24 protein-coding genes and 2 tRNA genes are annotated in these 24,713 nt (G+C 65.2%); 14 read left to right on the top strand and 12 right to left on the bottom strand.

Translation table 11 applies throughout. The features are described from left to right. Positions 1-52: 52 nt before the first annotated feature. Together tal and GA0071312_RS04885 are read right to left on the bottom strand one after the other, a co-directional pair. Positions 53-1,012 carry a transaldolase gene (gene tal, locus GA0071312_RS04890; protein WP_074443815.1) on the bottom strand — a complete coding sequence of 320 codons (960 nt, stop codon included), beginning with the start codon at positions 1,010-1,012 and terminating at the stop codon, positions 53-55. Positions 1,013-1,036: 24 nt separating this feature from the next. Next, positions 1,037-1,522, bottom strand: coding sequence for a RidA family protein (locus tag GA0071312_RS04885; RefSeq protein WP_074443814.1), 486 nt, complete (start codon positions 1,520-1,522; stop codon positions 1,037-1,039). A 190-nt stretch (positions 1,523-1,712) separates the two neighbouring features. Between GA0071312_RS04885 and GA0071312_RS04880 the strand changes: the two genes are divergently transcribed. The 7 genes from GA0071312_RS04880 to GA0071312_RS04850 all read left to right on the top strand — a co-directional run bounded on the left by GA0071312_RS04880 (position 1,713) and on the right by GA0071312_RS04850 (position 11,137). After that, positions 1,713-2,570 carry an EipB family protein gene (locus GA0071312_RS04880; RefSeq protein ID WP_074443813.1) on the top strand — a complete coding sequence of 286 codons (858 nt, stop codon included), beginning with the start codon at positions 1,713-1,715 and terminating at the stop codon, positions 2,568-2,570. Between the two features lie 236 nt (positions 2,571-2,806). Continuing rightward, the gene (locus GA0071312_RS04875; RefSeq protein ID WP_074443812.1) at positions 2,807-3,751 is read left to right on the top strand and encodes a flagellin N-terminal helical domain-containing protein; all 945 of its coding nucleotides are present in this window, start codon (positions 2,807-2,809) and stop codon (positions 3,749-3,751) included. 203 nt (positions 3,752-3,954) lie between these two features. Further along, the gene (dnaE, locus tag GA0071312_RS04870; RefSeq protein ID WP_074443811.1) at positions 3,955-7,407 is read left to right on the top strand and encodes a DNA polymerase III subunit alpha; all 3,453 of its coding nucleotides are present in this window, start codon (positions 3,955-3,957) and stop codon (positions 7,405-7,407) included. 121 nt (positions 7,408-7,528) lie between these two features. Beyond that, a complete protein-coding gene (locus GA0071312_RS04865) occupies positions 7,529-8,329 on the top strand; it encodes an enoyl-CoA hydratase/isomerase family protein (protein ID WP_074443810.1) in 801 nt (266 codons plus the stop codon). A gap of 276 nt (positions 8,330-8,605) precedes the next feature. Next, positions 8,606-9,409 carry a GNAT family N-acetyltransferase gene (locus GA0071312_RS04860; RefSeq protein ID WP_074443809.1) on the top strand — a complete coding sequence of 268 codons (804 nt, stop codon included), beginning with the start codon at positions 8,606-8,608 and terminating at the stop codon, positions 9,407-9,409. 124 nt (positions 9,410-9,533) lie between these two features. Beyond that, positions 9,534-10,472, top strand: coding sequence for a VOC family protein (locus GA0071312_RS04855; RefSeq protein WP_074444231.1), 939 nt, complete (start codon positions 9,534-9,536; stop codon positions 10,470-10,472). After that, complete coding sequence (locus GA0071312_RS04850) at positions 10,472-11,137, top strand: alpha/beta hydrolase (protein ID WP_074444230.1); 666 nt, start codon at positions 10,472-10,474, stop codon at positions 11,135-11,137. The genes GA0071312_RS04855 and GA0071312_RS04850 overlap by 1 nt, the downstream gene beginning before the upstream one ends. Before the next feature lie 36 nt (positions 11,138-11,173). Here the strand turns inward: GA0071312_RS04850 and ureC are convergent, their stop codons facing one another. Then, positions 11,174-12,889: an urease subunit alpha gene (ureC, locus tag GA0071312_RS04845; RefSeq protein ID WP_074443808.1), complete on the bottom strand. Its 1,716-nt coding sequence runs from the start codon at positions 12,887-12,889 to the stop codon at positions 11,174-11,176. 273 nt (positions 12,890-13,162) lie between these two features. On the opposite strand from ureC, the gene GA0071312_RS04840 reads away from it, so the two are divergent. The 3 genes from GA0071312_RS04840 to GA0071312_RS04830 all read left to right on the top strand — a co-directional run bounded on the left by GA0071312_RS04840 (position 13,163) and on the right by GA0071312_RS04830 (position 15,774). Next, positions 13,163-13,792 (top strand): MarR family winged helix-turn-helix transcriptional regulator, encoded by a 630-nt coding sequence (locus GA0071312_RS04840; protein WP_074443807.1) that lies wholly within the window; start codon positions 13,163-13,165, stop codon positions 13,790-13,792. Between the two features lie 86 nt (positions 13,793-13,878). Continuing rightward, positions 13,879-14,811 (top strand): DMT family transporter, encoded by a 933-nt coding sequence (locus tag GA0071312_RS04835; protein ID WP_074443806.1) that lies wholly within the window; start codon positions 13,879-13,881, stop codon positions 14,809-14,811. Positions 14,812-14,871: 60 nt separating this feature from the next. Then, positions 14,872-15,774 (top strand): HpcH/HpaI aldolase/citrate lyase family protein, encoded by a 903-nt coding sequence (locus GA0071312_RS04830; RefSeq protein ID WP_074443805.1) that lies wholly within the window; start codon positions 14,872-14,874, stop codon positions 15,772-15,774. Here GA0071312_RS04830 and GA0071312_RS04825 read toward each other — a convergent pair. The 4 genes from GA0071312_RS04825 to GA0071312_RS04810 all read right to left on the bottom strand — a co-directional run bounded on the left by GA0071312_RS04825 (position 15,759) and on the right by GA0071312_RS04810 (position 18,330). Beyond that, the gene (locus GA0071312_RS04825; RefSeq protein ID WP_074443804.1) at positions 15,759-15,998 is read right to left on the bottom strand and encodes a Trm112 family protein; all 240 of its coding nucleotides are present in this window, start codon (positions 15,996-15,998) and stop codon (positions 15,759-15,761) included. The genes GA0071312_RS04830 and GA0071312_RS04825 overlap by 16 nt on opposite strands. A 29-nt stretch (positions 15,999-16,027) precedes the next feature. Next, entirely contained in the window at positions 16,028-16,723 is a 696-nt protein-coding gene (locus tag GA0071312_RS04820) for an LON peptidase substrate-binding domain-containing protein (RefSeq protein ID WP_074443803.1), read from the bottom strand. Between the two features lie 12 nt (positions 16,724-16,735). Next, complete coding sequence (gene trxA / locus GA0071312_RS04815; protein ID WP_108721800.1) at positions 16,736-17,671, bottom strand: thioredoxin; 936 nt, start codon at positions 17,669-17,671, stop codon at positions 16,736-16,738. A gap of 104 nt (positions 17,672-17,775) precedes the next feature. After that, positions 17,776-18,330, bottom strand: coding sequence for a prolyl-tRNA synthetase associated domain-containing protein (locus tag GA0071312_RS04810; RefSeq protein ID WP_420819949.1), 555 nt, complete (start codon positions 18,328-18,330; stop codon positions 17,776-17,778). Positions 18,331-18,539: 209 nt separating this feature from the next. On the opposite strand from GA0071312_RS04810, the gene GA0071312_RS04805 reads away from it, so the two are divergent. Further along, positions 18,540-18,614, top strand: a tRNA-Gly gene (locus tag GA0071312_RS04805). A 291-nt stretch (positions 18,615-18,905) separates the two neighbouring features. Here GA0071312_RS04805 and GA0071312_RS19875 read toward each other — a convergent pair. Together GA0071312_RS19875 and clpB are read right to left on the bottom strand one after the other, a co-directional pair. Further along, complete coding sequence (locus tag GA0071312_RS19875; protein WP_165603954.1) at positions 18,906-19,049, bottom strand: hypothetical protein; 144 nt, start codon at positions 19,047-19,049, stop codon at positions 18,906-18,908. A gap of 196 nt (positions 19,050-19,245) precedes the next feature. Then, complete coding sequence (gene clpB / locus GA0071312_RS04800; protein ID WP_083204387.1) at positions 19,246-21,909, bottom strand: ATP-dependent chaperone ClpB; 2,664 nt, start codon at positions 21,907-21,909, stop codon at positions 19,246-19,248. Positions 21,910-22,116: 207 nt separating this feature from the next. Between clpB and GA0071312_RS04795 the strand changes: the two genes are divergently transcribed. Then, positions 22,117-22,359 (top strand): hypothetical protein, encoded by a 243-nt coding sequence (locus GA0071312_RS04795; RefSeq protein WP_074443801.1) that lies wholly within the window; start codon positions 22,117-22,119, stop codon positions 22,357-22,359. A gap of 195 nt (positions 22,360-22,554) precedes the next feature. On the opposite strand, the gene GA0071312_RS04790 is transcribed toward GA0071312_RS04795, so the two are convergent. Continuing rightward, a tRNA-Thr gene (locus tag GA0071312_RS04790) sits at positions 22,555-22,630 on the bottom strand. A gap of 240 nt (positions 22,631-22,870) precedes the next feature. On the opposite strand from GA0071312_RS04790, the gene GA0071312_RS04785 reads away from it, so the two are divergent. Further along, positions 22,871-23,170, top strand: a complete 300-nt coding sequence (locus tag GA0071312_RS04785) for a hypothetical protein (RefSeq protein ID WP_131817708.1) — start codon at positions 22,871-22,873, stop codon at positions 23,168-23,170. A gap of 32 nt (positions 23,171-23,202) precedes the next feature. Here GA0071312_RS04785 and GA0071312_RS04780 read toward each other — a convergent pair whose 3' ends face one another. Beyond that, positions 23,203-23,424 carry a YdcH family protein gene (locus tag GA0071312_RS04780; RefSeq protein ID WP_074444228.1) on the bottom strand — a complete coding sequence of 74 codons (222 nt, stop codon included), beginning with the start codon at positions 23,422-23,424 and terminating at the stop codon, positions 23,203-23,205. Positions 23,425-23,678: 254 nt separating this feature from the next. On the opposite strand from GA0071312_RS04780, the gene GA0071312_RS04775 reads away from it, so the two are divergent. Next, the gene (locus GA0071312_RS04775) at positions 23,679-23,867 is read left to right on the top strand and encodes a YdcH family protein (protein ID WP_074443799.1); all 189 of its coding nucleotides are present in this window, start codon (positions 23,679-23,681) and stop codon (positions 23,865-23,867) included. Positions 23,868-24,020: 153 nt separating this feature from the next. Here the strand turns inward: GA0071312_RS04775 and GA0071312_RS04770 are convergent, their stop codons facing one another. Further along, the gene (locus GA0071312_RS04770) at positions 24,021-24,623 is read right to left on the bottom strand and encodes a YqgE/AlgH family protein (protein ID WP_074443798.1); all 603 of its coding nucleotides are present in this window, start codon (positions 24,621-24,623) and stop codon (positions 24,021-24,023) included. Positions 24,624-24,713 lie beyond the last annotated feature (90 nt).

Here is a 24,713-nt window from a genome sequence, read left to right as displayed (position 1 = left end):
TCCGCGCATTGATCCTGCGCAAGCGCGGAATCTGCGGGGCCGGTCCGCGACATCAGCCGGCGAGGCGCTCCGTCACCAGGGCGCGCAGGGCGTGCAGATCCTTGACGAAAGCACGGATGCCCTCGGCGAGTTTCTCGGTGGCCATCGCATCCGCGTTCAGGAGATAGCGGAAATGCGGCTCGTCCAGCGCGAGCCGGGCCGGGGCCTCGGCAATCGTGTCAGGCGACAGGCGCCGGGGCAGATCGCCTTCATCGGCGGCGAGTTCGTCGAGCAGGGCGGGGGAGATGGTCAGCCGGTCGCAACCGGCCAGCGCCTCGATCTCGCCGGCATTGCGGAAGGAGGCGCCCATCACCACCGTGTCGATGCCATGCGCCTTGTAATAGGCGTAGATGGCCCGCACCGAGACCACACCGGGATCGTCATCGGGCGTATAGGGCCCGCCGCCGCGCGCCTTGTGCCAGTCGAGAATACGCCCGACGAAGGGCGAGATCAGGAAGACGCCTGCATCGGCGCAGGCCACCGCCTGGACCAGCGAGAAGAGCAGCGTGAGATTGCAGTCGATTCCCTCCTTCTGGAGGATCTCGGCAGCGCGGATGCCCTCCCAGGTCGCGGCGATCTTGATCAGGATGCGCTCGCGTCCGATGCCGCGCGCCTCATAGGCGGCAATGATGGCGCGGGCCTTGGCGAGCGTGGCCTGCGTGTCGAAGGAGAGATCGGCATCGACCTCCGTCGAGACCCGGCCCGGCACGATCCCGGCGAGCTCCGCGCCGAAGGAGACGGCCAGCCGGTCGCAGACCGCTTCTGCCCGCGCCTCGATCGGCCCCGACAGGCTCCGTCCCCAGGCGATCGCCTCGTCGACCAGCGGCGCGGAGGCGGGATCGCCGGCGGCTTTCAGAAGCAGTGTCGGATTGGTGGTGCAATCCTGCGGGTTCAGGCGGCGCACCGCCGCGATGTCGCCGGTATCGGCCACGACCACGGTCATCTCGCGCAGGCGCTCGAGCTTGGATGTCATGATTGTCTCCCCGGATGGCGGCGCTCAGCGCACCTCGAACATGCCCTCGACCTCGACGGCGGCATCAAGCGGCAGTTGCGCGACGCCGATGGTGGAGCGGGCATGGCGCCCGACATCGCCGAAGGCCTCAACCATCAGATCCGAGGCGCCGTTCATGACCTGGGCGACCGCGCCGTAATCGGGCACGCAATTGATGAAGCCGCCAAGGCGCACGACGCGGGTCACCGCGTCGAGATCGCCGATCGCGGCGCGCAGCTGCGCCAGCAGATTGATCGCGCAGGCCCGCGCCGCCGCGCGTCCGGCGGTCTCGTCCACGACATCGCCGAGCTTGCCCTGATGCGCAGGCGCGATCTTGCCGTCGGGGCCCAGGCAGATCTGGCCGGAAATGATCACCAGATTGCCGCTGCGCACGAAGGGCACGTAATTCGCGACCGGTGCGGCGGGTGTAGGCAGGCTGATGCCGATTTCGGCGAGTCGGGCCTCGATCCGGCCCTGCGTGGCGTTGCTCATGATGCGCTCCCGTTGCTCTGGCTCTCCGCTGCGGAACAGCGTCCCGCCTGATCTGCGCTTGTGGCGGATCGCGGGCGCGAGAGCAAGAGGGCAGAGCAAGAGAGGAGAAAGCGCTGCGCGATACGATGGTGTTTGCGCCGCACCCGCACGCCGCTTACAGTCGGCGCGTCGAATCGAAGGTTGTTTGCGCATGTCCGTTTCCCTGCCGTCACGCGGGTCATCCCCCCTGCTCTCGCGCTCCGCCCGGATCGCAATCGCCGCCGCAATGCTCGGCGGCGCGCTTGTCGCCCCCTCGGGAGCCTGGTCGGCGCCGCAGGAGGCTGTCGCCCTCGCCTCGCACCGGGCGGTTTATGATCTGAGCCTCCTGCGCGGTGGCGGCGACGTGATCGATGCCGAGGGGCGGATCGTCTATGAATTCGTCGGCAGCGCCTGCGAGGGCTACACCACGAATGTGCGCCAGCTTACCACGCTGATCGGCGAGGCCGGCGCGATGACCCTCGACACCAACGTCACGACCTTCGAGGATGGCGAGGCGGGCGCGTTCAGCTTCCACACCCGCACCCTGCTCGACGGCATGCCGACGATGCGCACGCAGGGCGAGGCGGAAATCATCGATGGCGGGCTGCGGATCCTGCTCGAGGAGCCGCGCAGCGACGAGGTCATGCATGCGGAGGCGCCCGCCTTCCCAGCGCAGCACATCATCGCGATCCTCGATGCCGCGCAAGGCGGTGAGGCGATCCTCGAATCAGCATTGTTCGACGGTGGCGATGAAGGCGACGACATTCACGACACCCTCGCCGTGATCGGCGCCCCGCTCGGCCCCGATGAGGGCAGCGCATTTTCCCGGCTCACCCGGACCCAGCGCTGGCGCGTCACCCTGAGCTATTTCGATCGCGGCGAAGCTGGCGATGGTATGCCGGGCTATGTGGCCGGTTTCGATCTGCACGAGAACGGGGTCACCACCGATCTGACGATGGATTTCGGCGATTTCGCGCTGGCGGGCACGATGACGTCGATCGAGTTCCTCGAGACCGGCCCCTGCCCGTAAGCCTTGCTCGTCAAGGTGATACGCTCGCCGGCGCGTGCCGAAGGGCGCGAAATCGACCGACCCGTCGAATTGCGCGACGACTTTTAAGCTTCGCGCAAGCTTCGGCTGGCAATCTCTTTCCCATGACGGGTTGGGCCGCAGCATGAAGACCGGCTCAAAGGCATGACGCCGCTCCCGCCATACCGGTGAAAACCCGGCATGTCCCTTCGCTCTGCATTTCTTGAAAGGGACTTACCATGTCTAGCCTTCTCACCAACTCCGCCGCAATGACCGCCCTCCAGACGCTGTCGGGCACCAACAAACAGATGGATACCACGCAGAACCGGATCTCGACCGGTTACCGTGTGTCCGATGCCGCCGACAACGCCGCCTATTGGTCGATTGCAACCACCATGCGCTCGGACAACAAGGCACTCGGCGCCGTCCAGGACGCCCTCGGCCTCGGCGCCGCGACCGTGGATGTGATGTATACCGCCCTCAATTCGACGGTTGATGTCGTCTCCGAAATCAAGGCCAAGGTCACCGCCGCCGCGCAGCCCGGCGTCGATCGCGGCAAGATCCAGGGCGAGATCGACGAATTGCAGAACCAGTTGCAGAACATCGCCGCCTCGGCCGTGTTCAACGGCGAGAACTGGCTGCAATTCGACTCCACCGATGCGGGCGCTGCCGCCGATCGCGAGATCGTCAGCTCGTTCACACGCACCGCTACGGGTGCCGTGAGCCTTGAGACGACGACCGTCGAGATCACGGGGACGCAGCTTGTCGATACCGGTGGCGCCAATGCCGGCATTCTCGATGAGGATCGCTCGGGGACCTTCACCTTCGCCGGCGCTTCGGTGACGGGTACCAGCCTGGTGGATATCGACGTCAATGCGGCCGCCGCCGATGGCGACTTCTCGGCGGATATGGAAGTGGCCGTGGGCCTCGTCGATGCGGTTCTCTCCGACATCACCGATGCCGCCACCAATCTCGGCGCGATCAAGAACCGCATTGGCCTGCAGCAGGACTTCGTCTCCGAACTGAAGGACTCCATCGATCGCGGCGTCGGCCAGCTGGTGGATGCAGACATGAACGCCGAATCCACGCGTCTGCAGGCCCTTCAGACACAACAGCAGCTTGGTATCCAGGCGCTCTCGATCGCCAATGGCAACAGCCAGAACATCCTCTCGCTGTTCCGCTGATCGAAAACGCCTCACTGGTTCGATACCCTGGACTTCGATACCTTGAACTTGGGGGCCGCGTCACACCGACGCGGCCCCTCTTTGATGCGCGATCGCGGCCGCTTTCGTCCACAGGCGAGCGGGACGGGCCTCCCGCGCCCCCTCGACTTCGCCTTCCCGCTTTGTCACAAACGGCTGGGCGTCGCGGATCGGGGAGAGCGGAAATGAGCGTGCTGCGCGAAGTGGGATTCGTTCACCTGCATGTGCATTCCTCCTATTCTCTGCTGGAGGGTGCGCTGCCCATCGCGAAACTCGCGAAACTCGCCGAGGCCGACCGTCAGCCCGCGCTCGCCCTGACCGATACCAACAACCTCTTCGGCGCGCTGGAATTCTCCGAAAAGCTCTCGGGCGCCGGCATCCAGCCGATTCCCGGCGTGCAGATCACCACCGCCTTCGAGCCCGCCGATCCGACGCAGCGCATCAGCGCGCCCGGCACCGCCGATCTCGTTCTGCTCGCCACCTGCGAGGAGGGCTATGTCAATCTCATGCGCCTCGTCAGCCGGGGTTATTTCGATGTCGATCTCGGCGCCGAGCCCTGTATCGCGATTGAGGCCCTGCGCGCGCATGGCGAAGGCGTGATCGCGCTGACCGGAGGCCTGCGCGGACCGCTCGACCGGGCGCTGTTTCACGGGCGCTCGGAGCTGGCCGAGCAGCGCTTTGCGACCTTGCACGCCATTTTCGGTGACCGGCTCTATGTCGAGATCCAGCGTCACGGCATGGAGGAGGAGCGCGCGGTCGAGGGCGCCCTGATCGCCATGGCCGACCGGCACGGGGTGGGGCTCGTCGCCACGAACGAGCCGTTCTTCCCCGGCCCCGACGATTACGAGGCGCATGATGCGCTCATGGCCGTGGCGGAAGGCCAGGTCGTCTCGCAGGATCAGCGCCGCAAGCTGACGCCGGAACACGGTTTCAAGACCCGCGCCGAAATGCAGGCGCTGTTTTCCGATCTGCCCGATGCGCTGACGAACAGCGTCGAGATCGCCATGCGCTGCGCCTGGCGGGTGCGCACGCGCAAGCCGATCCTGCCGAATTTCGCGCGGCCCGGTGAACCGGGCGCGGACGAGAATGCGGAACTGCGCCGCCAGGCCGAGGAGGGCCTCGCCCGCCGCATCAGGGCCCATGGCCTGGCCGAGGGTTTCACCGAGGAGGATTATCGTGCCCGGCTCGATTACGAGATCGGCATCATCCAGAACATGCAGTTTCCCGGCTACTTCCTGATCGTGGCCGACTTCATCAAATGGGCCAAGGATCACGATATCCCGGTCGGCCCCGGGCGCGGTTCGGGTGCGGGCTCGCTGGTGGCCTATTCGCTCACCATCACGGATCTCGACCCCCTGCGCTTCGGCCTGCTGTTCGAGCGCTTCCTCAATCCCGAGCGCGTCTCGATGCCGGATTTCGACATCGATTTCTGTGTCGAGGGCCGCGAGGACGTGATCCGTTACGTGCAGGAGCGCTATGGCGAGACCAATGTCGCGCAGATCATCACCTTCGGAACGCTTTTGGCACGTGGCGTGCTGCGCGATGTCGGGCGCGTGCTCGAAATGCCCTACGGGCAGGTCGACAAGCTGACCAAGCTCGTCCCGCAGAACCCGGCCAAGCCTGTCACCCTGCCCCAGGCCATCGCCGACGAACCCCGCCTCCAGGCTGCGGCGGAGGAGGAGCCGGTGGTGCAGCGCCTGCTCGCCATCGCCCAGAAGCTCGAGGGCTTGCACCGGCATGCCTCGACCCATGCGGCGGGCGTGGTCATCGGCGATCGCCCGCTGCAGGAGCTCGTGCCGCTCTATCGCGACCCGAAGACCGGGATGCGGGTGACGCAGTACAACATGAAATGGGTGGAGCAGGCCGGCCTCGTCAAATTCGATTTCCTCGGCCTGAAGACGCTCACCGTGATCAACCGCGCCATCGGCCTGATCGCGCAGGATGGCGGGGAGCGCATCGACATCTCCTCCATCCCGCTCGATGACAAGACCACCTACGACATGCTGCGCCGGGGCGAGACGATCGGCATCTTCCAGGTGGAATCGGCGGGCATGCGCAAGGCGCTCGTCGAGATGGCCGCCGACCGGGTGGAGGACCTGATCGCGCTGGTGGCACTCTACCGTCCGGGCCCGATGGCGAATATCCCGGTCTATTGCGAGCGCAAGCACGGGCGCGGCGAGCCCGAGGCGAAGTGGTATCCGCTGCCCGAACTCGCCCCGATCCTGCGCGAGACCTTCGGCATCATCGTCTATCAGGAGCAGGTGATGCAGGTCGCTCAGGAGCTCGCCGGCTATTCGCTCGGCGATGCCGACCTGTTGCGCCGCGCCATGGGCAAGAAGATCAAGGCGGAGATGGATGCCCAGCGCGGGCGCTTCGTCTCCGGCGCCACCGAGCGCGGGATCGCGAAGGAGAAAGCCGACGAGATCTTCGACCTTCTGGCCAAGTTCGCCGATTACGGCTTCAACAAATCCCACGCAGCCGCCTATGCGCTGGTCTCGTATCAGACCGCCTGGCTGAAGGCGAATTACCCGGTCGCGTTCATGGCCGCCTCCATGACGCTCGATATCGACAATACCGACAAGCTCTCCGAATTCCGCCGCGAGGCGCAGAGGCTCGGCATCACCGTGGCGCCGCCCTCGATCAACGAATCGGGGGTGGAATTCGCCGTCCGCGAGGGCACCATCATCTATGCGCTGGCTGCGGTGAAGGGCGTCGGGCGCCAGGCGGTAGAGAGCATCGTCGCGGCGCGCGGGGACGAGCCCTTCAAGGATCTCGCGGATTTTGCCCGGCGCATCAAGCCGCGCGCCCTCAACAAGCGCACCCTGGAAAATCTCGTGGCCGCCGGCGCCTTCGATGCGCTGGAGCCCGACCGCGCCCGCGCCATGGCGGCGGTCGATCCGATCTTCGCGCTGGCCCAGCAGGCGAGCGAGGCGGAAGCCGGCGGCATGATCGACATGTTCGGCGGCGTCGCCTCCGCCGATGTCGCCTTGCGCATCCCCGAATACACGCCCTGGACCGCATCAGAGCGGCTGCAGCGCGAATACGACGCGGTCGGCTTCTTCCTCTCGGGCCACCCGCTCGACGAATATGAAGGCCTGCTCGACAAGCTCAGGGTGCAGCGCTGGAGCGATTTCGTGCGCGCCGTCAAGAGCGGCTCCAGCGTCGGGCGGGTGGCCGCCACCGTGCTGGACAAGCAGGAGCGGCGCACCAGGAGTGGCTCGAAAATGGGGATCTACCAGCTCTCGGACCAGAGCGGCCATTTCGAGGCGATCATCTTCTCCGAAGGCCTGCAACGCTATCGCGACATTCTCGAACCCGGCGCCGCCGTGATCCTGATGATGCAGGCGGGCATCGAGGGCGAGGAGGTGCGCGCGCGGATCGGCACGGCGGAGCCCCTCGACGAGGCCATTGCCAAGCACCAGAAGGGCATGCGCATCTATCTGCGCGACGCGCGTCCGATCCCGTCCGTACAGCAGCGGCTTGCGGCGCGCGGCGAGGGCGAGGTCTCGCTGGTGCTGATCCTCGACGAGGGTGCGCAGGAGGTCGAGGTCAGGCTGCCGGGCAAGTATCTCGCCACGCCGCAGATCGCAGGCGCGCTGCGCGCCGTGCCCGGCGTGGTCGATGTGGAGATCAGCTGAGGCGGGCTGCAGGGCGCATCACAGGCATAATCCCGCAACGGATGTGGGCCAATGACGCTGGCGCGGCGGCGCGTCCGGGTTATCGTCCTGGCATCTGCCGTCACAGTCCGGACCCTCAGCCATGAGCCAGAAACCCGCCGATTCTTCCAAGAGTGCACCGTTGCTCGTCAACCGTGACGGCGCCGTCGCCATCCTCGCCCTCAACGAGCCGGCCAAGCGCAACGCGCTGTCCATGGATCTGCGGCTTGCCTTGCTCGAAGCGCTCGACGAACTGATCGCAGATCCCGCCTGCCGCGCCATTGTGCTCACCGGCGAGGGCGGGGCTTTCTGTTCGGGCGGAGACCTCTCCGCCATGCGTCCAGACGATCCGATGGGCGCGCGCCGGCGCATCGGCATCATCCATGATATCGTGCGCCGCATCGCGGCGGGGCCGAAACCCGTCATCGCCGCCGTCGAGGGCGCGGCTTTCGGCGCCGGACTCGCGCTCGCCACGGCAAGCGACGTGGTGGTGGCCGATCCGGGTGCGAAATTCTGCGCCTCCTTCGCCAAGGTGGGGCTTATGCCCGATGCCGGACTGATCTGGTCGTTGCCGCCGCGCGTCGGGCTCGGCACGGCCAAACGCATGATGCTCGAAGCCCCCGTCATCGGCGGCGAGGAGGCGAAAGCGCTCGGGCTCGTCGATGTGCTCGCCCCCGCCGGCACCGTGCGCGACATCGCGCTCGCCCGCGCCCGCGACATGGCCCGCCTCGCGCCGCTCTCCATCGCCATGACGAAGGCCGCCTTCGCGCGCGGCACGGATGATCTCGACCGCGTGCTCGCCTGTGAGCTGGACGGCCAGCCGATGCTCTTCGCCACCGCCGATCATACAGAGGGCCGCAAGGCCTTCGCCGAGAAGCGCGATCCGCAATTTCGCGGGGCGTGAAGGGCGATCTTCGACGCGAGAATGCTGATTTTGCGCAAGGGCGTGCGTTTTGCGCACTGCAAGGCAAGAAAGCTGATTCCTGTCGCGATTCGACTGGAATTGCTGTAGATTGAAAGTCTGGTGTTCGGATTGACGGTAGTCGGACACCTCGGACCGTCGCTGACTTGCATGGTCATGCGCGCGGATCGGTTTTTCCCGGCGCATCTTGGCCCGCGCACATTGGCCCGGCGCATCTTGGCACGGCGACAAATCCGTCACCAGCCCGGAGGGCGCGGCATGCATGCGATCCACCGCAGCCATTACCGGATCCGGTTCGCCGAGGACCACGCCGATCTCGTGCGTGCCCAGGAACTGCGCCACGTTGCCTTCATCGCGAACCGACCCGGTGCGCGCCCACGCCCCGACGGGCTCGATCGGGATGCCTTCGATGACATGTGCCGGCATCTCCTGATCGAGGACGAGGTCAGCGGAACGCTCGTTGCGTGTTTCCGTTTGCTGCCGCTGCACTGCGGGGAGGAGATCGGGCGCAGTTACACGGCGCAGTTCTACGATCTCTCCGCGCTGCGCAACTATGGTGCACCGGTTATCGAGATGGGGCGATTCTGCACACGTCCGGGCTGGCGCGATCCCGCGATCCTGCGGCTGGCCTGGGGTGCGGTCGCGAATGTCGTGGATGAGTACGATGCCGGCCTCCTGTTCGGCTGCAGCTCCTTCACGGGCGCCTCCCATGCAGCGCATGCTGCGGCACTCGACCTGCTCGCCGCCCGTTATCAGGCTCCGGCGCACTGGATGCCGGGCATCAAGGCGCCGCGCATCGTCTCTTTTGCAGAAAGGGCGCGCCATCACGAAGGCGATCCCCGTGAGGCGTTTGCGGCGCTTCCGCCGCTCCTGCGCTCATATCTCGGGCTGGGCGGCCGGGTATCGGATCACGCGGTGATCGATACCGATCTCGATACCTTGCATGTCTTCACAGGGCTCGAAATTGACCGGATCCCGCCACGCCGCGCGCGCCGCCTGCGGGAGGTGCTCCCGAACACGCCTTTGTCGCCCGTCCTTGCGGCTTTGACAAGCTCGGGGTGAATTACGCGGGTCGCATCTTGCATTTTTGCAAGATTTCGCTTGCTCTGCTTACCGATGCGCAATCGGCTGACGATCTGTAGAGCATCAGTTGAGGCGCATGGGCGCCACGCTTCGGGAGACGGCCATGAGCGTCGCGGGTATTCATCATGTCACGGCGATGGCGGGCGCGCCCTGGCGCAACCGGCATTTTCACGCCGAGATCCTCGGCCAGCGTCTGGTCAAGCGCACCGTCAATTTCGATGATCCTTCCACCTGGCATCTGTATTACGGCGATGCGGCGGGGCGCCCCGGTTCGGCGCTGACCTTCTTTCCCTGGCCCCATATCGCGCCCGGTCACCCTGGTGACGGCGAGACCGTCGAGACGGCGTTTCGCGCGCCGGCAGGGGCAATCGGGTTCTGGCGCGAACGGCTTGAGTCGCATGGCGTCGCCTGCGCCGAAGACGAACGCCAGGGACGCCGCGCCCTGACCTTTCGCGATCCCGACGGTATGGCTTTCGCCATTATCGGCGTCGCGGGCGCCGAGGACGAGCCGGCCTGGACCGTCCCCGGGATCGATGAGGCGCAGGCGCTGCGCGGTTTCGAGAGCGTCACCCTCGCCGTGCCCGATCCGGAAGCCACGGCCGCCATCCTGCGCGACGTGCTCGGTTTTCGCCACAGCGAAGCGCGTCCCGGCTATCTCGGCCTCGCCGGCAGCGATTCGCCGCTGACCGCCGTCGAGATCGCGCAATCCGCTTACGGCACCCGTCCGCGTCTCGGCGCCGGATCGGTGCACCACGTCGCTTTCCGCGCCGCCGACGATGCGGCGCAGGCGGCGATGGCGCAGACCCTGCGTGAGCGTTTCGGGATCGCAGCCACCGAGCAGCGCGACCGGAACTATTTCCGCTCGATCTATTTCCGCGAACCCGGCGGCGTGCTGTTCGAGATCGCCACCGACGGTCCGGGTTTCGCCGTGGACGAGGATCCGGGTCATCTCGGAGAGAGCCTGAAGCTGCCACCGGGCCTCGAAGCGCGTCGCGAGACGATCGCGGCGAGGCTGCCCTCGCTGGAGCGGGAGGACGCGTGATGAATGCGATACCCTCCAGTTCACAGGTGAGCGATGCTTTCGGCTTCCGGCACATATTCGTGCCGGCCTCGGAGGGCGGGGAACAGGCGCCGCCGCTGCTGCTTCTGCACGGCACCGGTGGCGATGAGCGCGATCTGTTGCCGCTGGCCGCTCAGATCGCGCCGGGTGCCGCGATCCTGTCGCCGCGCGGAAACGTCAGCGAAAACGGCATGCCGCGCTTCTTCCGGCGCCTTGCTGAAGGCGTGTTCGACGAAGCGGATCTGCGCGCGCAGACGCAGGCGCTCGCAGCCTTCATCGATCAGGCCTGCGAGGCCTATGCGCTGACCCGGCCCGTCGCTTTGGGTTTTTCCAACGGCGCCAACATCGCGGCATCCCTGCTCTGGCTCGCCCCGGATCGACTCGCGGGTGCGGCCCTGTGGCGGGTCATGCGCCCGTTTCCGCAAGCACCGGGAATAGCGCTTGCCGACAAACCCGTGCTGATTGTGGCTGGCGCCGCCGATCCGCTGATCCCGGCTGCGCGTTCGCAGGAACTGGCGTCAGCGCTGGGCGAAGCCGGCGCCGCCGTCAGCCTCGAGATCCTGCCCGCAAGCCATGGCCTGACCCAGGCGGATATCACGATCACCGCGCGTTTTCTGGCAAGCGTGGGCAAGGCCGGCGCGGACTGATCCTGATTGGAGCGTCCGACCTGACGGAATGATACGCTAGAACATGAAATATCGTTGCGCCAGCGGCAGCGCCTTCGCCGGCTCGCAGACGAGCAGTTCCCCGTCCGCCGTCACCGCATAGGTTTCCGGATCGATCGCGATCTGCGGCGTGGCATCGTTGTGAATCATGCTTTTCTTGGAGATGCCGGAGCGCACGTTGCGCACGGGCAGGCAGGTTTTTGCCAGTCCGAGCGCCTGCGGCACGCCCTTGTCGATGCCTGCCTGCGAGAGGAAGGTGAAGCTCGTGCGTTGCAGCGCCTTGCCGAAGGCGCCGAACATCGGGCGGTAATGCACGGGCTGCGGCGTGGGGATCGAGGCGTTGGGATCGCCCATCGCCGCCGCGATGATGGTGCCGGCCTTGATCACGAGCTTGGGCTTCACGCCGAAAAAGGCCGGGTCCCAGATCACGAGATCGGCGAGCTTGCCGACCTCGACCGCGCCGATATGCGCGTCCATGCCGTGCGCGATGGCGGGGTTGATGGTGTATTTGGCGATATAGCGCCTGACCCGGAAATTATCCGCCCCGGTGCCGGCATCCTCGGCAAGCGCGCCGCGCTGCGTCTTCATCTTGTGGGCGGTCTGCCAGGTGCGGGTGATCACCTCGCCGACCCGGCCCATGGCCTGGCTGTCTGAAGCCATGATCGAGAGCGCGCCGAGATCGTGCAGGATATCCTCCGCCGCGATCGTCTCCTTGCGGATGCGGCTCTCGGCGAAGGCGAGGTCCTCCGGAATCGACGGGTCGAGATGGTGGCAGACCATCAGCATGTCGAGATGCTCGTCGATCGTGTTGACCGTGAAGGGGCGCGTCGGATTGGTCGAGGAGGGGATGACATTCTCGAGCCCCGCCACCTTCATGATGTCCGGCGCATGACCGCCGCCGGCGCCCTCGGTATGGAAGGCGTGGATGGTGCGCCCCTTGAAGGCGGCCACGGTATCCTCGACGAAGCCGCTTTCATTCAGCGTGTCGGTGTGAATCATCACCTGCACATCGTATTCATCGGCGACCGAAAGACAATTGTCGATCGCAGCCGGCGTGGTGCCCCAGTCTTCGTGCAGTTTCATGGCGCAGACGCCCGCCTCGATCATCTCGACAAGGGCGCCGGGCAGGGCGGCATTGCCCTTGCCGGCGAAGGCGAGGTTCATGGGCAGCCCATCGGCCGCTTCAAGCATCTTCGCGATATGCCAGGAGCCCGGCGTGCAGGTGGTGGCGTTGGTGCCGTCGGCGGGGCCGGTGCCGCCGCCGAGCATGGTGGTCAGCCCCGACATCAGCGCATCTTCCACCTGCTGCGGACAGATGAAATGGATATGCGCGTCGAAGCCGCCTGCGGTGATGATCTTGCCCTCGCCCGCGATCGCCTCGGTGCCCGGGCCGATGATGATGTCGACGCCCGGCTGGATATCCGGATTGCCAGCCTTGCCGATGCCGGCGATGCGCCCGTCCCTGATGCCGATATCCGCTTTGACGATCCCCCAATGGTCGATGATGGTGGCATTGGTGATCACCGTATCGACGGCGCCCTGGGCGCGGGTGCGCTGGCTCTGGCCCATCCCGTCGCGAATCACCTTGCCGCCGCCGAATTTCACCTCCTCGCCATAGCTGGTGAAATCGCGCTCGATCCTGATGACGAGATCGGTATCGGCCAGCCGCACCGTGTCGCCGGTGGTGGGGCCGAACATGGCGGCGTAATCGGCGCGCGGGATGGAATAAGGCATGGGGTTTCTCCGGCGGTTTGCTCTGGCGGCTTGCTCTGGTCGCTTTTTTGGCAACAGGAGCATACACGAACCGTGCCAGAAATCCGGCACGATCCGGCCCCTGCCATGCCGGATGAGAAGAATCGACTCCTGCCATGGCGGATGATGGCCTGCATTGTCATGCGGGCGTCATCGTGGCCGTGACAAACTGTATGCGGCAAAGGATTGCCGTGACATGCTTTGAACCGGGCGCCCTGATACGAAGGGCGGACCGGAGATATCGGCGGGTTTGGAATGAAACATCCGGGCGAAAAGAGCGTGGGCTGGGTGCTGATGCGGGCGGCGCGTCTGCATCGTGCCCGCATGGGCGAGAAACTCGTCGCACTCGGGCTGTATCCGGGCCAGGAGCAGGTGCTTCAGGCGCTGGCTGGCAGAGGCGCCGGCAAGGATACTGCAAAGAATATTGTCAAGGACGAGACCGGAACCGATGGCGTGAACACTCCCGCCGGCATGAGCATGGGCGAACTCGCCGCCATCCTGCAGGTGCGTCCGCCCACCGCTTCGAAGACGGTCTCGCGCCTCTCGGCGATGGGCCTCGTCGCGCGCCAGGACCGTGATCGCGATGGTCGTGTCGTGCGCGTTGCGCTGACCGAGGCGGGGCAAGACCGCGCCGAGGCGATCACGGGGCTCTGGGACGAGGTCGAGGACGAATTGCTCGCCGGGCTCGACGGCAAGGATCGCAAGCGCCTGCGCAAGCTCCTGCGCAAGGTCGGGCGTAATCTCGCGCGCCTTGCCGCCGCCGATGATTCCGCACTGGCCGATGGCGATGATGACGAGGATGGCGACGACGCCGTCGATGCCGACAGCCCGGAAGCGATCGCCCTCGCCTCCGGGGCGCCGGATCGGGATCCGATTTCCGCCTGACGCTGCAGCAGGCCTTTCGAAACTTTCCGATCGCCCTGTGCGCAATCGCAAGGCCAGCACATTGCGCACAGGTTTATGCTCGCCTCATGGACGAACCAGCCCGCCACCCCGCATCTTCCGGCAATCTCGATGCGCCCGCCTCCCCCGAGGAGCGCCGCAGCAGGCTGATCGCCATCGCCCTGATGAGCGGCGCTCTGGCCTGTTTCTCCTGCCTCGATGCGACCGCGAAATGGCTCGCGAGCCAGGGGGTCGATCCGCTCCAGACGGTCTGGGCGCGCTATACGGTCAGCGTGGTGCTGGTCTCGTTCTTCGTCAACCACTGGACCAGCCCCGGCGTGCTGCGCACCAGCCGCCCGGTTCTCCAGGTCGCACGCTCGATCCTGCTGATGGCCTCGACCATCCTCAACTTCATCGCCCTGCAATATCTGCAACTGGCCGAAACCATCTCGATCCTCTTCGCCACGCCCTTCCTCGTGGCGCTGCTCGCGGGCCCGATCCTGGGTGAATGGGCCGGCCCACGCCGGATGATCGCCATCGGCGTGGGCTTTCTCGGCGTGCTCGTGGTGACGCGTCCGGGCTTCGGCGGCATGCATCCCGCCGCCTTCCTCTCGGTGGCCGGGGCGATCTGCTACGCGCTCTACGGCATCTCGACGCGCCTCTTGGCCGCCACCGATTCCTCGCGCACCACGATGGTCTATTCCGGGCTTGCCGGGGTCGCGCTGATGACGCCGATCCTGCCCTTCGTCTGGCAGATGCCGGACGAGCCGCTGATCTGGTTCCTGCTCTGCGCCGTCGGTTTCTATGGCGGGTTCGGACACTGGCTGCTGATTCTGGCCCATGCCCGCGCACCGGCGCCGATTCTGGCACCCTTCATCTACAGCCAGCTTCTCTGGATGCTGCTCCTGGGCTATTTCGTCTTCGGCGACTGGCCCGATCCCTGGACGCTTGTCGGCGCGAGCATCGTCATCGCCTCCGGGCTCTACCTGCTCTATCGTGAGCGTCTGCGGCGAACGGGCTGATCGGGCCTGACGGCATCACGGGCATTGCGCCGCAATAACAGGCAGGAGACTGATCGCATCATGAGCATTCGCCCTCGTCGCAGCGCGCTCTACATGCCCGGCGCCAATTCCCGCGCTCTCGACAAGGCGCGCGGCCTCGATGCCGATGTGCTGATCCTCGATCTGGAGGATTCGGTCGCGCCGACAGCGAAGGAAGCTGCACGCGAGACAGTCTGCGCCATGGTGGCGGCGCGCGCCTGGCCCGGACGCGAGACCGTGATCCGCGTGAACGCCCCCGGAACCGCGTGGTTCGACACGGATTTCAAGGCCGCTTGCGCGGCAGGGCCCGATGCGATCCTGATCCCCAAGGTCGAAACCGCCTGCACCCTTTTCGATATCGCGATCCGGCTGCGCGAAGCCGATGCGAGCCCGCATATGCGCATCTGGGCGATGATCGAGACGCCCGGGGCGATCCTGCGCATCGCCGAGATAACAGCCTGTGCGGAGGATCCCGCGACGCGGCTCGATTGTCTGGTGATGGGGCTCAACGATCTGGCCAAGGAGACCCGCGCACGGCTCACGCCGGGACGCGAGGGCATGCTGTCCTGGCTGCAGACCACGCTGATCGCCGCGCGCGCCTATGGGCTCGATATTCTCGACGGTGTCTGCAACGCCATCCACGATACCGAGGCTTTCGAGGCTGAATGCCGGCAGGGGCGCGATCTCGGCTTCGACGGCAAGAGCCTGATTCACCCGGCCCAGATTGCGCCCGCCAACACGGTCTTCGCGCCTGATCCGCAAGAGGTCGCACAGGCGCGTGCGATCCGCGATGCTTTCGCGCAGCCGGAGAATGCCGGCAAGGGCGTGATCGCGCTTGAGGGGCGCATGGTCGAGCGGCTGCATGCGCGGATGGCCGAGCGCGTCATCGCCCTCGCCGATGCCATCGCCGAACGCGCGACAAGCATGCCTCAATCAGGCAATTGACGCGCTTCCTCGGGGAGCATGATCGGAATCCCGTCGCGGATCGGATAGGCGAGCCGCGCTTGTCTGGAGATCAATTCCTGCTTGTCCGCATCATATTCCAGCGTCGCCTTGGTCAGCGGGCATACGAGGATCTCCAGCAGTTTGGGATCGATCCCGAAAGGGGCTGCCGCTGCAGTCTCGGGTGATGCGTCCTGATGTTCCGGGACGGGTTGGTGTTCGGACATGGATCGATATCCCTGAAGGCCCGGTCGGGCTATTGCATGGTCGGCGAGGAATCTTCGTCGTCACCACCGCGCAACACCTCTATCTCGGTGAGCGCGATCAGCGCCTCGGCGCGGTTCTTCAGATCCGGCGCTTCGAGCAGCGCCTGTTTTTCCGCCGCCCCGAACGGGGTCATCATGCAAAGCGCATTGACCAGCGCCTCGTTCGGCGCCTGTTCGACACCGCGCCAGTCGACCTCGATCTCCATCACCTTGACGAATTGGCGAAGGGCCGCGATCAGGCGTTCGCGATCGACCTCCTTCTCGCCGGCACGGGCGATGAAATCGGTCTCGAAGGTGGAGAAATCGGCGCGCACCTGACGGTAGGGCGTCATCACCGTGAGCTCCTCGACCACGCGAAACCGCGCGATGCCGGTGAGCGTGAGCAGGTAGCGCCCGTCACCGGTCTCGGCGAGCTGGGTGATGCGTCCGGCACAGCCGACCCGATAGAGCCGCCCGGGCGTGGCGTTTCCGCCTTCGCCGGAGCCCGGAATACCGTCTGATTCCGGCTGTACCATGCCGATCAGCCGCTCGCCGCGCAGCGCATCGTCGATCATCGCCATGTAACGCGGCTCGAAAATGTTCAACGGCATCTGGCCGCGCGGCAGAAGCAGCGCGCCGGGCAGGGGAAAGATCGGGATCACGTCGGGGCAATCCTGCGGACCGCGATAGGCGATATTCGTGGGCATGGTGCCCTCCGCTTATTTGAAGAGCACAGCCGAAAGCTTGCGGCGTCCGGCAATGCTCGCGGGATCCTTGGGCCCCCAGGCCTCGAAGAATTCCAGGAGCTGCTTGCGCGCGCCGTCCTCGTTCCATTCACGATCACGCTTGACGATCTCGACAAGATGCTCCGCCGCCTCCATGCGTCTGTTGGCTCCGGCCAGGGCGGTGGCGAGATCGAAACGCGCCTGATGATCATCAGGATCGGCGGCGAGCTTCGCCTCGAGTTCGGCGGTATCGCCCAGCTTTCCGGCCTGCTCGGCAAGCTCCAGCGCCTTGCGCACTGCGGTGATGGCGGGGTCGTCGCGCTTGTCTTCCGGTGTCATGTCGAGGAAGCGCCGGGCGCCCTCCACATCCTGCATCTCGAGATGCAGCCGCGCCATGCCGGCGATGGCCGGGGCATTGTCGTTTTCCTGCTGCAGCACGGCGGCGAAGAGCTGCGCGGCACCCTGCACATCGCCCGAGGCCGCAAGCTTCTGCGCCTCCTCCAGAGCCTGCTCCACGGGCGAGGGCCCCTGCGCGCCACCGCCGAGCTTGGCGATGAAGGCATCGATCTGGCTCTCGGGCACAGCCCCCATGAAGCCGTCAACGGGCTGGCCCTTGTCGAAGGCGATCACGGCGGGGATCGACTGGATGCCGAGCTGGCCGGCAATGGCGGGGTGATCGTCGATATTCATCTTGACGAGCCTGACCTTGCCGGCCGCCTTGCTCACCGCCTTCTCGATCACCGGGGTGAGCTGCTTGCAGGGGCCGCACCAGGGCGCCCAGAAATCGACGAGAACCGGCTGGTTCATCGATTCGGCGATCACGTCCTCGCGGAACGTCGCGGTGGTCGTCTCCTTGATCAGATCGGCGCCCGCCTGTTGCGCCGCGCCGGGGGCCGGGGTCGCCTGTCCCGTCATCGAATTGCCGAACATGCTCGTCTCACTCTCTGGCTCTTCAACCGCTGCGCGGTCCGTTGGCGTGATCGCGCCGGGTATCGGCGCAGGGTTGTTCGAGGTTGCCGTGCAACCGGTTGCCCTCAAGATGGGATCGCCGCATCGTTTTGACCAGCCCCGGCATCAGTGGATTCCTCTTCCGGCGGCACCGGCAGATCGCGAATCCGTGTCTCGTGGCCATGCTCCGCGAGGAAGCTGATCAGATCCGCCACACGCATCGAGGTGGTCATGGTATTGATCAGCGGATGGGCGTTGATGATCTCCTGGTCGGCCAGACGCCGGTCGAGCACGAAGGAGATTTTCTCCGGCGGTGCATTCACCAGCGCGAGCGGCGTTACCGAGCCCGGCGCGACGCCGAGCAATTCCCCGAGGAGTTCCGCCGAGCCGAAGGACAGACGGCCGGAGCCCCCGATCACCGGATGCAGCCGCTTGAGATCGACGGGACTTTCCGATTCCGCCGTCACCAGGAAGATGCGGCTCTTCTTGTCCTTCAGGAAGAGGTTTTTCGTATGCCCGCCCGGAATACGGGCCTTGACATGCTGCGATTCGGCCACCGTGAACACGGCTTCGTGCTCGGTGGTGGTGATCGCGTAGCCGCGCTGATCAAGGGCGTCGAGAAGCTGTTGCGGTGTCATCATGGCTTCGCTTGTAACCATGCAAGGGCCCGGCCTCAAGGCGTACGGCGTTTCTGCAGGCGCCTGTGCCGGGAAATCGGCAGAAAATCCGCAAGAAATTCCTCAAAAAATCCTCAAAAAATCCTCTTGCAAAGCCCGCGCGTCTGGTTCATATCAACGCCATCGACGCGGTGGCGACCACCGCAGACGGTTTCAGGGCCGTCACGGAGCGTGCGGGTGTAGCTCAGGGGTAGAGCACAACCTTGCCAAGGTTGGGGTCGTGGGTTCGAATCCCATCGCCCGCTCCAGTTTCCCTCATTGATGAAATTTCGACGTATGCAGCTTGGGCTGCTGCAATGTGGGCCTCGTGCATCATGTGGAGGCCCGGTACCCGGGTATTGCTTCTCGCAATCCGGCAATCACACGACCGCGACTATGGTGCGAGACGGATTTGCGCAGCACCACTATCCGAATTCGCGCGCCGGATATACCGGCCCGGCCACTTGGATTTCAATCACGCCCGCATGCCGAACCAGCAGCTGCACCGTCCGATAGACAATAAAAAGGCGGCAAATGCCGCCTGTTTGTGCACCTCGTTATCAGGGCAGCAATGCCGCCAGAGAGAAGCTCGGGGCGGAGAGTGTCGCGAGGCTGATCATGGCCGCCGCGCCGATCGCGCCGAAAACAATGGAAACGCCGAGCATCGGCATGAGATCCCTGTTGGCTATCCTGAACACGTTCATGATTCTGACCTCCCGTTTCGCATTCCGACAACACTGCCGAAGCAAGATCGGTTCCAGAATTCCTTAACAAAATTTTTTGCGGCGCAATATCCGCATGAATGCGCAGGATTGCATCGTCCTGTCAAGCTTTCACGCAGCTTTGCGACCACTGCGCCGGTTTCCCGACGCAGTGTGTTGATGCAGCGCAACACGGCTCTCAGTGCAGCGCGGAGCCGTCGCCCGGCTTGTCGACCGGATTGTCCGGGCCGGGCGGCAGCGCACCCGGCGCCGCCGCGATTCCGCCGATCATCAGCCCCAGCGGACCGACGCTGACGGGCACCGTCTCGCCATCCTTGATGGCGCCGGCGAGGATCGCCTCGGCCAGCGGATCCTGCACCGATTTCTGGATGACGCGCTTGAGCGGACGCGCCCCATAGGCCGCGTCATAGCCCTTCTGGCCGAGCCAGTCGCGCGCCTCCTCGGTCAGTTCGAGCCTGATCTTGCGCTCGTCGAGGAGCTTTTGCAGGCGCTTGAGCTGAATCGCGACGATGGCGCCCATCTGCTCACGCTGCAGGCGATGGAACAGGATGATCTCATCGACGCGGTTGAGGAATTCGGGGCGGAAATGGCCGCGCACCACACCCATCACCTCGTCGCGCACGGCATCGGAATCCTCGCCCTCACTCTGGGCCACGAGGAATTCCGAGCCGAGATTCGAGGTCATCACGATCAGCGTGTTGCGGAAATCCACCGTGCGGCCCTGGCCGTCGGTGAGGCGTCCGTCATCAAGTACCTGGAGCAGCACGTTGAACACGTCCGGATGGGCCTTCTCGATCTCGTCGAAGAGCACCACCTGGTAGGGCCGCCGGCGCACCGCTTCCGTCAGCGCCCCGCCCTCATCGTAACCGACATAGCCGGGAGGCGCGCCGATCAGGCGGGCGACGGAGTGCTTTTCCATGTATTCCGACATGTCGATGCGCACCAGCGCGCTCTCGTCGTCGAACAGGAACGACGCCAGCGCCTTGGTCAGTTCGGTCTTGCCGACGCCGGTGGGGCCGAGGAACATGAACGAGCCGATCGGGCGGTTGGGATCCTGCAATCCGGCGCGCGCGCGGCGTACGGCGGTCGAGACGGCACGCACCGCCTCGCGCTGGCCGACGACCCGTTTGGCGAGCTCCGTCTCCATGGCGAGCAGCTTTTCGCGCTCACCTTCGAGCATGCGATCCACCGGCACGCCGGTCCAGCGCGAGACCACGCCGGCAATGTGATCGGGTGTCACCGCCTCTTCCATCAGGGCGCCATCTGCGGGAGCGGCGTCCTCTGCAGCCTCGGTCTCGGCGAGTTGCTTCTCGAGATCGGGAATGATCCCGTAGGCGAGTTCGCCGGCGCGCTGATACTGGCCCTCGCGCTGGACCTGGGCGAGCTCGGTGCGGGCCTCGTCGAGGCGGCGCTTGAGCTCCGCCGCTGCGCCGAGCTTGCTCTTCTCGGCATTCCAGCGCGCGGTGATCTGCGCGGATTGCTCCTCGAGATCGGCAAGTTCCTTCTCGAGCCGGGCGAGGCGATCCCTGGAGGCGGTATCCGCCTCCTTTTTCAGCGCTTCGCCCTCGATCTTGAGGCGGATGATTTCCCGATCGATGGAATCGAGCTCTTCAGGCTTCGAATCCACCTGCATGCGCAGCCGCGCGCCGGCCTCGTCGACGAGATCGATGGCCTTGTCGGGCAGGAAGCGGTCGGTGATGTAGCGATTCGACAGGGTTGCCGCCGCGACGAGCGCCGAATCGGCAATGCGCACGCCGTGATGCTGCTCGTATTTCTCCTTCAGCCCGCGCAGGATCGAGACCGTATCCTCGACGGTGGGCTCGGAGATGAAGACGGGCTGGAAGCGGCGGGCGAGCGCTGCATCCTTTTCCACATGCTTGCGATATTCGTCGAGCGTGGTGGCGCCGACGCAATGCAGCTCACCGCGCGCCAGCGCCGGCTTGAGCAGGTTGGAGGCGTCCATCGCCCCGTCGCCCTTGCCGGCGCCGATCAGGGTGTGCATTTCATCAATGAAGAGCACGATCTCGCCCTCCGCCGATGTCACCTCCTGCAGGACGGCCTTGAGCCGCTCCTCGAATTCACCGCGATATTTCGCCCCCGCGATCAGCGCGCCCATGTCCAGCGCCAGCAGGCGCTTGTCGCGCAGGCTTTCGGGCACGTCGCCATTGACGATCCGCAGCGCCAGCCCCTCGACAATGGCGGTCTTGCCGACACCGGGTTCGCCGATCAGGACGGGATTGTTTTTCGTGCGGCGCGAGAGCACCTGGATGGCGCGGCGGATCTCCTCGTCGCGACCGATCACCGGATCGAGCTTGCCGTCGCGCGCCGCCTCGGTGAGATCACGGGCGTATTTCTTCAAGGCCTCGTAGGCGTTCTCCGCCGAGGCGTTGTCGGCAGTGCGGCCCTGGCGCAGGGCGTTGATCGCGGCGTTGAGATTCTGCGCGCTGAGCCCGGCCTTGGCGAGCGCCTTGCCAGCCTCGGTATCCTTCTCGATGACGAGTGCGAGCAAGAGCCGCTCCACCGTGACAAAGGAATCGCCGGCCTTGTCGGCGGCCTTTTCCGCTGCGTCGAAGACGCGCACCGTGCCGGGCTGGAGATAGAGCTGGCCACTGCCGCCCTCGACCTTCGGCAGCTTGGCGAGCGCCTGGTCGGTGAGCTGGAGCGCGGTTTTCGCGTCGCCGCCGGCACGCGCGATCAGGCCTGCGGCCATGCCCTCGGAATCGTCGAGCAGGGCTTTCAGCACATGCTCCGGCGCGAATTGCTGGTGCCCCTCGCGCAGGGCAATGGTCTGCGCCGCCTGGAGGAAACCGCGGGCGCGTTCGGTATATTTTTCGATATTCATCATCTCGTCCTTTCAAGCCACCCACCGACGCCCCGAACGGGCACGCCTCATGATGCTCGTCTGTCGCGCCGGCCCTTCCTGACAAGCGACCGGCATCCCTGATCTAGGTGTTGCTGATGCGCCACACAAGACCCGGTGTCATCATGGAACGCGGTCGCGGTCGGCGCGTTGATCAAACGCATTGCAAGTTCATGAGAGGAGGCGTGCATGGCCGAGGAATCCGACGGCAGGAAAAGGGAAGACGCCGCAACACAAGCGCCTGCAGAAAGCGAAAAGCGCAAGCAGCCTGGCACGGATAATTCCCCGGGGCAGGGCGGGTTCCATCATGCCGATACCCGGATGGGCCACGCGCATTCAAAATGGCTCGGCGAGGCCGAACGTCTGGTGACCGGCAAGGACAAGCCGCCCGAAAGCGCCGGCGAAGATGAAATCGACAAGGCGAAGGAGTGAGGCGCTCGGCGTGCGAGGATGATCCGAACGCGCAACGCCGGCAGCGGATATGGCGCCATGAGCGCGCAAACCCCGAAGCCCGGGATGCAGAAGAGCATGGAGAAGGCGCTGGATAGCAAGCGCGAAACCGCGACTGCGGAGCAGATCCCCGATGATCGCAGGGCGGACGAGGGTTGTTGGCCGAGGGAGAGGCAATGGTGCCGGTTGTCAGACTCGAACTGACGACCTACCGCTTACAAGGCGGTTGCTCTACCAACTGAGCTAAACCGGCATCGCGCAAGCCATTACCCCGTTTTCGGTACCGGATGCAAGAATTCCGATGGGGTGTCCGGCCAGGATCGTAAATGTGTGGGAGTTCCCGTGTGCTGGGGCGTCCGGAGCGCCACGATACAATTCGCAATAGTTTCATCGCAAGCGTGATTCGGGTCAGATTCGTGCTGACGCGATGGCTAATGGCGTTTACACTTCGTTAACCGTATTGCAGAAAATCGGGGATCGAAGGATGAATGCCATGTCGCTTGCACCGATCAGCCGCAGCCTGACAGGCGCCGCCCTTTGCGCTGCCGCGCTGCTCTCCCTTGCTGTCGTCCCGCTTGCCGTCGTCGCCACACCGGCCACTGCCGAGACCAGCCGGATCACGGTCCTGACCGGGGCGCAGGCAAATCAATCAGAGCTTGCCGGCACCCGGAGCGATCAGACGATCCGCATCGTCATCGCCGATCCCGTGCGCCCCGGCATTCGCCGGCCACCCGTCGCGGAACCCGTGCTTTATGTCATCGAGGATGACGAGGCCGTGCGCGCCGTGCGCTGACGCGCTGTCTGGCGCCTTCGATAACGGCGCGTTCAGGCGATGATATCGGGGTTGAGCCGGTCTTCGAGATCGATGATCCGGTCGCGCAGGACGAGCTTGCGCTTCTTCAGGCGCTGCAGCTGCAGCTTGTCGCTGGTGCTCATTGTCTCGAGCGCGTCGATCGCCGAATCGAGGTCGCGATGCTCTTGGCGCAGACGCGCCAGTTCGCGGCGCAGCACCCGCTCCTCGTCACGGGGACCGCCGAAGGCGACGATGTTGTCGGCGACCAGATTGTCGACATTGTCATTCCCGCAATCTCCCGCATTGCGGTAAGTCTCTTCTTCGCCGACCATATTCGCTCCGCGACGCCTCACTTGCTGTCGAAGCGTACAGTAAGCCTTTCCACAGCAGGCGTCCAGCCCGCAGAATTCGGCAAATCGATCAAATCCGAATGATGCGATTATCTTTGAATCGCCACGTTTCGTGTGACAGTATGATGACGTCGGCACGAACGAATGGAGGACCCGACATGTCGCTGCAGAGCCATCTCGTGGAGTTGGAAAAGAAGCATCAGGCATTGGAGAAGGCGCTTCACGAAGCCCAGATCCGCCCCTCTTCGGATGACCGCGAAGTCGCCGAACTCAAACGCAAGAAGCTCCAGCTCAAGGACGAGATCTCGCGCCTGCAACAGGCCAATGGCAAGGCCACCGTCCACTGAGATTGTTTCATGACCGGCCCCGTCGCGCGCGGCGGGCCTGACCGCCGCGTCCGTGACGAGATGCGGCGGTTTCGTTTCAGGGACGAGTTTCAGCAGGCGGAAACCGGCGCAATGAAAAAACCGATGCGCCCGACAATGATCGGGAGCGCCCGGTCAGGCATGGCCCACCGATGATGACAGCAATGCCGGATCGATACCCAGAAGGCGCAGAGCGCGCGCATATTGATCATCGGCAGCATGGTTGAAGACAACATCCGGATCCGCCGGGCAACTCAACCATCCATTGCTCTGGATTTCATTCTCGAGCTGTCCTGCACTCCACCCGGCATAACCCAGCGCGAGCACCGCATCGCGTGGTCCATGCCCGCGGGCGATGGCGCGCAGGATATCGACCGTTGACGTCAGGCAGATCCCGGGGGCGACGGCCTGGGTCGATTGCGCCACGCGGTAATCGGGGGAATGCAGCACGAATCCGCGGCTGGTCTCGACCGGCCCGCCCATCAGGACGGGCACGCGATCGAGCGCATCAGGCAGATGCATCGCATCATCATCCCCGATGATCTCAAGTTGCACCAGGAGATCGGGCAGCCGCAGATCGGAGGCCGGTTTGTTGATGACGATACCCATCGCGCCCCGCGCGGAATGCTCGCAGACATAGATCACGGCACGCATGAAACGCTCATCCGGCATGCCGGGCATGGCGATGAGCAGATGCCCTTCGAGATTGTCGAATGCGCTGACCCGGTCCTTGTCCATGGTGACACAATCCTCTCTGCAGGAGCCAGAATCGCGAAACCGGATGCCGATGTCCATCGATTTATGATCCCCGGTCACGCATCCTTGAGC

Origin of the sequence: Saliniramus fredricksonii, from assembly GCF_900094735.1 — a bacterium.
Classification (GTDB): Bacteria; Pseudomonadota; Alphaproteobacteria; order Rhizobiales; family Beijerinckiaceae; genus Saliniramus; species Saliniramus fredricksonii.
The sequence above is the reverse complement of the archived record's forward strand: the minus strand, read 5'-3'. Positions and strand labels throughout refer to the sequence as shown.